Raw genomic sequence first — 8,086 nt, forward strand, 5'->3', positions numbered from 1 at the left:
CGCTGTAAGAGCGGAACCCATATCAACCACAACGCAAATAACGGATATGCACCCCACAGTCCCAACAGTCCCCCCAGCCCCGAGCGCAAGCTCACCAACCCTCTAGCGCTGACCTTGCACCACTACGCAAGCTACCACCTGCCCATCGCCAGGCTATGGGGCGAAAACTCGGCGAACTGCCAGCGCAACGCGAGGGCTGCCGGGCGCCGCACGACCTGCTCCACCGTGACCGTCCACAGCCGTTGCGCGCCCTCGAACGTGGCCACTTCAGGCCCGCTGAGGATCAGCGAAGTACGCCCGGCAACCTGCAGCACATCCCCCGATTCGAAATCGATAAACACCAAGCCTGCCACCGGGTTGACCTGCAAATTACCCAATGTGTTGAAGAACAGGTTGCCGGCGAAGTCGGGAATGGTCAGCACGTTGCCGTCCACCCGCACAAAGCCGGTATTGCCGCCCCGGTGCGAGACGTCCACCGAGCGCTGGCCGTCCACTTCGACGTAGCTGGCGACAAAGAAGGTGTCGGCGCTGCGGATCAGCATGTGTGCCGCCTCGTCCAGACCGTCTAAACGCTCGACCGCCGTGCCAGGTTTGCGCGCGATCGAATCCACCGGCCGCAGCTGGATGTACTTGGGGCAGTTGCCGTAGGCGTGCACCACGTCGACCGAAAAACCGTCGTGATCCCGCGCGCCGATGCGGCCGTTCATCCGGTTGCGCCGGCGGGTGTTGAGGTCGATGCCGAGCAAGCCGACGGACGCACCCGCCGTTATTGCCGCCCAGGCCGGGTCGCTTTTCGACGGCAGGCTGTCGACCTGCAAGGTTTGCGGGTCGGGTGAATGCACAAACCCCGGCGCGCCTTCGATCATCGTGGCCCAAGGAACTCCCTGCTCATCCACCACGCCCAGTACCAGGTACGGCAGCAGTGGGAAGAAATCCCGATGCTGTTCCGGCAAATGATCACGAATGACCTTGAGCCCGACCACCGCCATGCGTTCGGCAGCGCCCGCGCTTTCCTGCAACTGCCGCTCGCCGGCATGCCAGGGGGATTGTTCGGTCGGGTTCATGGCGATCTCCTCAAGTGGATGTGTGCATGCTGCGCCTGGCCGGCGGACGAGAGAATGCCCACGTACAGCAATCCAGCATTACGCCAACTGAAATGCCGGATGCTCACGCAACGCCATTACGCAGTGGTCAACAAAGCTGCGCACGCGCAAAGGGGCGTTGCGGCCTTCGCGGTAGACCACATGCACTGGCAACGGCGGCAACTCAAACTCGGGCAATACGCGCAGCAGCTCGCCGCTGAGCAGGTGCTCGTGAACCGGGTAGCTCTGGCACCGAATCAACCCGGCGCCGTGGACGGCGGCATTGATCGCGCCTTGCACGGTGGCGCAACTCAAGCGGGCGCGGGCTTTGAGCGTGTAGCCCTGAAAATCCCAATAGACCTGGTCGGCACTCGCGATCAGACGGTGCCGCTTGAGGTCATTCGGGTGGTGAAGGTCGCCGTGGCCGGCAAGGTAGGCAGGGCTGGCGCAGAGGATATGCCGCACCTGCCCGACCGTGCGTGCGATCAGCGAGGAGCCGGGCAGTTCGCCGACGATAATCGCCACGTCCAACCCTTCTTCGTGCAGGTTCGGGTAATAGTCGTGGTAACGCGCCACCAGGCGCACGTCGGGGTAGCAGTCCATATAGCTCGCCAACAACGGGGCCATCACATAGCGGCTGAACAGGAACGGCAGAAACACCCGCAGATTGCCTTGGGCCTGCACATGCAAACCTTTGGCCGAGGCTTCGGCGGCCTCTACGGCGGCCAGCAGCCGCACGCAGTCGGCCATGTAGGCGCTGCCGGCTGGGGTCAGGCTTACGCCGCGCGTACTGCGTTGCAACAAGGGCACGCGCAGGCGCGCCTCCAGGCGTGCAATCGCACGCACCAGGGTCGGGCCGGAGACGTGCACGCTGCGGGCCGCCGACGCCAGGCTCGCAGAGTCGGCCAGGGCGGCAAACAGCTGCATGTCGCGATAACGCTCCATCACGTGCGCCGTTTCATGGCCGGGTTCAAGGCGGCGTCCTGGCCCAGGCGATGGGCGAGAAAATCCACAAACGTGTTGATCTTGGCCGGAACACGCGGGCTTTTCTGGAACACCACCTGGATCGGCAGCGGCGCAGGTTCGAATGCATCCAGCACAACCTCCAGCTCACCGGCGGCCACTGACGCTGCAACCTGGTAGGACAGCACCCGCGTCATGCCCCAGCCCAGGCGCGCAAGGTTGATCGCGGCATTGTTGGCCGTCACGACCAGGCGCGGTTCGATGGGCACGCTGAACGTCTGGCCGCCTTCTGCAAACTGCCACTCACTGACCAGTTGGCTCGACGACGACGTGGCGATCTTTGCTTCGCACAAGTGCGATGGATGCTCTGGCCGCCCGTGCTGCGCCAGGTAGCCGGGAGACGCACAGACCACCCGGCGCACTTCCCCGACCTTGATCGCCTGCTGCCCGGGTTCCTGCAAATGGCCGATGCGCACGGCCACGTCGACGCCCTCATCGGTCATGTTCACCACGCGGTCGACCAGCAAGGCATTGATATTCACCAAGGGAAAACGGTCGAGGTAGTCCCCCAGCACCGGTGCCACAAACAGCTCGCCGAACAGCACCGGCGCGGTCACCGTCAGGTGGCCGCACGGGATCGAATAACTGCCTGCCGCCGCTTCTTCGGCTTCATCCAGTTCAGCCAGGATGCGCCGGCAATCTTCCAGGTAACGCTGGCCGGCTTCAGTGAGGTGCAAGCTGCGGGTGGTGCGCGCCAACAGTTGCGTGCCGATACGTTGTTCCATCGCGGCAATGGCCCGCGTCACGCTGGGCGGCGAGGTTTTCAGGCGGCGCGCGGCAGCGGCAAAACCCTCCTCCTCGGCCACCGCCAGGAACACCTGCATTTCATGAAATCGGTCCATCGGCGCGCCTCGTGAAGGTTACTGTGATTGCAGGCCCACGACTGTGCGCGGCATACCCACAAAGCCCGGCAATGCCTCGATGCTGGCCAGCCAGGCGCGAACGTGAGGGTAGTCGGCCAGCGACACATTGCCTTCGGGCACATGCGCCACATAGGTATAGAAGGCAACATCGGCGATGCTCGGCTGTTCACTCGCCAGGAAACGGCTCTGGCTCAGTTGTAGCTCCACCAATTGCAGCAACGCGTGGGAGCGGCTGATGGCGCTGACGGTGTCGACCTCAGCCCCAAACACCGTGGCCAGCCGTGCAGCTGCCGGCCCGGCGTGCAACTGCCCGGCGGCGGCGGACAGCCAGCGTTGCACACGGGCTTGCCCAACCGGGTCACTCGGCAGCCACTGGCCCTTGCCGTAGGTGTTGGTGAGGTAGACCAGAATCGCGTTGGAGTCGGCCAGCACGGTGCCGTTGTCATCAATCGCCGGCACCTGGCCGAAACTGTTGATCGCGGCGATGAAGTCGGGGGCTTTCTGGGCGCCCTGCTTGAGGTCGACGAGGATGAATTCGCTCCGCAGGCCCAACAGCGAGAGCATCAGCTCAACCCGGTGAGAGTGGCCGGACAGTGGGAAACCGTAGAGTTTGATCGCAGGCTGGGACATGGCAGGCTCCAAAAGTGGGGTGGTTGACGCCAGGCATGTTCCACCCCTGCCGTGATCGATGGAATGACCAAAAAACACAATCCAGCATTTCAGCCGGTGAAACAATCACTCACCAAACAATTCGACGATCAGGTTGAACAGCGTGGTCTTCACCGCACTGTCCAGCGCGGTCCATGCCAGGCCTGTCGTGGCCTGAAACCCTCCCAGTTCCAAGTGCCGCGACACACAGTTGGCCGGCAACGCCCGCGCCGCCTGCTGCGGCAATACGCCGACGCCCAACCCGGCCGAGACCAACGCGAGCATGGTGGTGAATTCGCCGAGTTCCGAGGCGATTGCCAGGGTGATGCCCACCGCCTGGATGAATTCATCGTAGAACCCCGGCGCATAACGCCGCGCCAGGATGTACACCGGTACGTTGAGTAAGTCCTCAGGGTAAATTGACTCCCGGGCCGCCAATGGATGATCCATCGGCAGCGCCACGCAGAAGCTTTCACGCAGCACTGCGCGAGTCTGCACGCCGGGGTGCGCAGCGGGCAGGCGCATCAGGCCGAAATCCAGTTGGCCGTTCTTCAAGGCGGCAGCCTGATCAGGCCCGGGCATGTCCTTGAGTTCCAGCTCGATACGCGGGTAGCGCTGGTGCACCGCGCGAATCAACACCGGCAACAGGTGCGGCAGCACCGACGACACAAAGCCCAGGCGCACCCGCCCGATTTCACCGCGGCTGGAGGCGCGCGCCGCATCGGCCGCCCGAGCGGCCTGGTGCAAGGTGGCTTGGGCTTCAGGCAAAAACGCGCGGCCCGCGTCGGTCAGGGTGACCGAGTGCCGATTGCGGTCGAGCAGGCGCACGCCCAGGCCACTTTCCAGCAACTTGATTTGCATGCTCAACGCCGGTTGCACGATCGACAACTGCGCCGCTGCACGCCCGAAATGCAACTCCTGGGCGAGTACTACAAAAGCGCGCAAGTGCTTGAGCTCCATCACGCTTCCTCGGTTATCACGAACATTGATCACCCGATCACAAATGAAAATTGGACGCTGAACCGCGCCTACGGTGAAGTAACGCACCGTCATACACGATATGACAGGGCTTGGCCTATAACAATGAGAACAAGGAGGCACCATGCTCGGCATGGCTAACGACACGTATCTGCTGCTGGACGCGATGGTCACGATTATCGGATTGATATTGTTGATCACCCACCTCAAGGTTCACCCCTTTGTCGCGCTCACCGTCGCCGCAGGCTTTCTCGGCCTGACGTCCGGCATGCCGGTGGACAAGGTGATGAAGTCTTTCCAGGACGGTTTTGGCGGGGTCCTGGGGTTCGTCGGCATCATCCTCGGCCTGGGCACCATGCTCGGCAAGTTGATGGCCGACTCCGGCGGCGCCGACCAGATCGCCCGTACGCTGATTCGCGCCTTCGGCAAACAGCGTGTGCACTGGGCGATGATGTTTTCTGCGTTCCTGGTGGGCATTCCACTGTTTTTTGAAATCGGTTTTGTGCTGCTGATTCCGCTGGTGTTTATCGTGGCGCGGCGTACCGGCTTGTCGCTGATCAAGGTTGGCATGCCGCTGCTGGCCGGGTTGTCGGTGGTGCATGGCTTGGTGCCGCCGCACCCGGGGCCGCTGCTGGCTATCGGCATTTTTGGCGCGGACATCGGCAAGACGATTTTTTACGGCTTGATTGTCGGCCTGCCCACGGCAGTCATCGCCGGCCCGCTGTTTGGCAACCTGATTTCGCGCTATGTACCCGGCAAGGCATCGCCGGAGCTGATGGAGCAACTCGCCAAGGAGTCTACGGGCGACAACCTGCCGGGCTTCGGCATCACCGTGATCACCATCCTGCTACCGGTGGCGCTGATGCTGCTCAAGACCTTTGCCGACGTGGCCTTCGCCGCCGACAGCAGCTTCCGTGTGTGGATGGACTTTATTGGCCACCCGATCACCGCCCTGCTCGCGGCCTTGCTGCTGGCGTTCTATACCTTTGGGGCGGCGCGTGGTTTCTCGCGGGAACAGTTGAGCAAGCTGCTCGATTCAAGCCTCGCGCCGACCGCCGCAATTGTGCTGATCGTCGGCGCTGGCGGTGGTTTCAAACAGATGCTGGTGGCCAGCGGCGTCGGCGATGTGATCGGGCATATGGCGGTGCGCGCCGAGATTTCACCGATCTTGCTGGCGTGGCTGGTGGCGGCGGTGATTCGTGTAGCGACCGGTTCGGCCACGGTAGCAACGATTACCGGCGCGGGAATTGTTGCGCCGGTAATCGGCTTGATGCCCGGTGTGAACCGTGAGTTGCTGGTGCTCGCCACCGGTGCCGGTTCGCTGGTGCTGTCGCATGTCAACGACGCCGGATTCTGGCTGGTGAAGCAGTACTTCAACATGACCGTCGTCGAAACTTTCAAGACCTGGACGCTGATGGAGACCGTGCTCTCCTTCGCCGCCCTGGGGTTCATCATGCTGCTGTCGTTGGTGGTGTGAAGCGTTAGGAGAGGTAGCTCATGCAAAGTGTTTTAGACAGTTTCCGCCTCGATGGCCGGCTCGCGCTGGTCACCGGTTCCAGCGCCGGTATCGGCTTGGCGATTGCCCGAGGCCTGGCCCAGGCCGGTGCCCGCGTGGTCCTCAATGGGCGCAACCGCAGCACCTTGCGCGACGCTGCCGCGCTGCTGGCGGCAGAAGGCCTGGAGGTGCATACGCAGGCGTTTGATGTGACCGACAGCGCGGCGATTCAAGCGGCGGTGGCCGACATCGAAGAACGCCTCGGCCCGCTGGACATATTGGTGAACAACGCCGGCATGCAACGCCGTGGCCCGCTGGAAGACTACAGCGAGCAGCACTGGCGCGAGTTGATCAGCACCAACCTCGACAGCGCCTTCCTGGTGGGCCAGGCCGTGGCGCGTGCGATGATCCCGCGCAAGCGTGGGCGTATCATCAATATCTGCTCGGTGCAGAGTGAGCTGGGGCGTCCGGGCATCGCGCCGTATGCGGCGAGCAAGGGCGCGCTGAAGATGCTGACCAAAGGCATGGCGATCGATTGGGGCCCGCACGGGTTGAGCGTCAACGGTATCGGCCCCGGCTATTTCAAGACCGAACTGAACGCGAACCTGGTGGCCAACCCTGAATTCAGCGACTGGCTGGTGCAACGCACCCCGAGCCGACGCTGGGGTGACGTGGCTGAACTGGCGGGGGCGGCGGTGTTTCTCGCCAGCGATGCCGCGAGTTTCGTCAACGGCCATATCTTGTATGTCGACGGTGGCATCACCGCGTCGCTGTAACCTGGAGAATTCTATGCACGCCATTGTCTGTCACGCCTCGAAAGACCTGCGGGTCGACCCCCAGGATCTACCGCAACCCCTCGCTCCCGGCCAACTGCGCGTGCGCATCGCCCGGGGCGGTATCTGCGGCTCGGACCTGCATTACTACCAGCACGGCGGCTTCGGCACCGTGCGCCTGCGCGAACCGATGGTGCTCGGCCATGAAGTGTCGGCGGTGATTGACGCCGTGGGCGCAGACGCCGGGCAGTTCAAGGTCGGCCAGCGCATTGCGGTGTCGCCATCCCGCCCGTGTGGTGGTTGCCGGTATTGCCATCAGGGCTTGCCGAACCATTGCCTGAACATGCGTTTCTACGGCAGCGCGATGCCTTTCCCGCACATTCAGGGCGCGTTCCGCCAGAGCCTGGTGATCGAGACGCATCAGGCCCACGTACTGGCCGACACGGTCAGCCTTGCAGAAGGCGCATTGGCAGAGCCACTGTCGGTGGGGTTGCATGCCATCCAGCGTGCCGGCGCAGTATTCGGCAAACGCGTGCTGGTGACCGGCTGCGGGCCGATTGGCAACCTGCTGATCGGCAGCCTGCGCGCCGCCGGTGCGGGTGAAATCGTCGCCGTGGACTTGTCCGCCAGCGCCCTCGCCTGCGCCGAGAAAATGGGCGCCACGCGCACCCACAACCTTGCCGACGGCGCCGACGCGCTCAAGCGCTACACCGCCGAGAAAGGCTACTTTGACGTGATGTTCGAAGTCTCCGGCACCGCCCAGGCCCTGCGCAACGGCCTGGAATGCATCGCCCCGCGGGGCGTCGTGGTGACGGTCGGTTTGGGCGGTGACGTGTCGCTGCCGCTGAACCTGCTGGTCAGCCGGGAAATCGACCTGCGCGGCACCTTCCGCTTCCACCCGGAATTTGCCCAGGCGGTGGACTTGCTCAATCGCCGGATTATCGATGTGCGCCCGGTGATCTCCCACACCGTGCCGTTCGAACAGGCGGTGCAGGCGTTCGAGCTGGCGGCGGACAAGACCCAGGCGATGAAAGTGGTGCTGGATTTTGGTGTGCCGGACCTCAATTAGTCGCGGCCCAAACACACAACCTGTGGTGAGCGGGCTTGCCCCGCGCTGGGGCGCGAAGCGGCCCCAATACTTTCACCGCCGGTGTCTGTGAAAAACCGCAGCGCCTGGTTCAGGGCCGCTTCGCAGCCCGGCGCGGGGCAAGCCCGCTCACCACA

General features: G+C 63.6%; 8 protein-coding genes. 3 read left to right on the plus strand and 5 right to left on the minus strand.

The annotated features are described in order from the left end of the window. Nucleotides 1-131 precede the first annotated feature (131 nt). The 5 genes from WBB95_RS16740 to WBB95_RS16760 all read right to left on the minus strand — a co-directional run bounded on the left by WBB95_RS16740 (nucleotide 132) and on the right by WBB95_RS16760 (nucleotide 4,576). Nucleotides 132-1,064: a pyridoxamine 5'-phosphate oxidase family protein gene (locus WBB95_RS16740; protein WP_424488605.1), complete on the minus strand. Its 933-nt coding sequence runs from the start codon at nucleotides 1,062-1,064 to the stop codon at nucleotides 132-134. 78 nt (nucleotides 1,065-1,142) lie between these two features. Then, complete coding sequence (locus WBB95_RS16745; protein WP_424488606.1) at nucleotides 1,143-2,027, minus strand: LysR family transcriptional regulator; 885 nt, start codon at nucleotides 2,025-2,027, stop codon at nucleotides 1,143-1,145. Beyond that, complete coding sequence (locus WBB95_RS16750; RefSeq protein WP_424488607.1) at nucleotides 2,027-2,947, minus strand: LysR family transcriptional regulator; 921 nt, start codon at nucleotides 2,945-2,947, stop codon at nucleotides 2,027-2,029. Before WBB95_RS16750 ends, WBB95_RS16745 begins: the two co-directional genes overlap by 1 nt. Before the next feature lie 18 nt (nucleotides 2,948-2,965). Beyond that, nucleotides 2,966-3,598 (minus strand): glutathione S-transferase family protein, encoded by a 633-nt coding sequence (locus WBB95_RS16755; RefSeq protein WP_424488608.1) that lies wholly within the window; start codon nucleotides 3,596-3,598, stop codon nucleotides 2,966-2,968. Between the two features lie 105 nt (nucleotides 3,599-3,703). After that, the gene (locus WBB95_RS16760) at nucleotides 3,704-4,576 is read right to left on the minus strand and encodes a LysR family transcriptional regulator (RefSeq protein WP_424488609.1); all 873 of its coding nucleotides are present in this window, start codon (nucleotides 4,574-4,576) and stop codon (nucleotides 3,704-3,706) included. Nucleotides 4,577-4,718: 142 nt separating this feature from the next. Between WBB95_RS16760 and WBB95_RS16765 the strand changes: the two genes are divergently transcribed. From WBB95_RS16765 to WBB95_RS16775, 3 genes are read left to right on the plus strand one after another with little or no spacing between them, the layout of a single operon-like run. Next, the gene (locus tag WBB95_RS16765) at nucleotides 4,719-6,071 is read left to right on the plus strand and encodes a GntP family permease (protein WP_424488610.1); all 1,353 of its coding nucleotides are present in this window, start codon (nucleotides 4,719-4,721) and stop codon (nucleotides 6,069-6,071) included. 20 nt (nucleotides 6,072-6,091) lie between these two features. Then, nucleotides 6,092-6,865 (plus strand): glucose 1-dehydrogenase, encoded by a 774-nt coding sequence (locus WBB95_RS16770; protein ID WP_424488611.1) that lies wholly within the window; start codon nucleotides 6,092-6,094, stop codon nucleotides 6,863-6,865. Nucleotides 6,866-6,878: 13 nt separating this feature from the next. After that, nucleotides 6,879-7,931, plus strand: a complete 1,053-nt coding sequence (locus WBB95_RS16775; RefSeq protein ID WP_424488612.1) for an L-idonate 5-dehydrogenase — start codon at nucleotides 6,879-6,881, stop codon at nucleotides 7,929-7,931. The last annotated feature ends 155 nt before the right edge of the window (nucleotides 7,932-8,086 follow it).

Source organism: Pseudomonas sp. (assembly GCF_049645325.1).
GTDB lineage: Bacteria > Pseudomonadota > Gammaproteobacteria > Pseudomonadales > Pseudomonadaceae > Aquipseudomonas.

What these genes read in the sequence shown, in the direction of transcription:
- WBB95_RS16770 (WP_424488611.1), top strand. Translation starts at nt 6,092, where the DNA reads ATGCAAAGTGTTTTAGACAGTTTCCGCCTCGATGGCCGGCTCGCGCTG.
- WBB95_RS16760 (WP_424488609.1), bottom strand. Translation starts at nt 4,576, where the DNA reads ATGGAGCTCAAGCACTTGCGCGCTTTTGTAGTACTCGCCCAGGAGTTG.
- WBB95_RS16745 (WP_424488606.1), bottom strand. Translation starts at nt 2,027, where the DNA reads ATGGAGCGTTATCGCGACATGCAGCTGTTTGCCGCCCTGGCCGACTCT.
- WBB95_RS16775 (WP_424488612.1), top strand. Translation starts at nt 6,879, where the DNA reads ATGCACGCCATTGTCTGTCACGCCTCGAAAGACCTGCGGGTCGACCCC.
- WBB95_RS16750 (WP_424488607.1), bottom strand. Translation starts at nt 2,947, where the DNA reads ATGGACCGATTTCATGAAATGCAGGTGTTCCTGGCGGTGGCCGAGGAG.
- WBB95_RS16755 (WP_424488608.1), bottom strand. Translation starts at nt 3,598, where the DNA reads ATGTCCCAGCCTGCGATCAAACTCTACGGTTTCCCACTGTCCGGCCAC.
- WBB95_RS16740 (WP_424488605.1), bottom strand. Translation starts at nt 1,064, where the DNA reads ATGAACCCGACCGAACAATCCCCCTGGCATGCCGGCGAGCGGCAGTTG.
- WBB95_RS16765 (WP_424488610.1), top strand. Translation starts at nt 4,719, where the DNA reads ATGCTCGGCATGGCTAACGACACGTATCTGCTGCTGGACGCGATGGTC.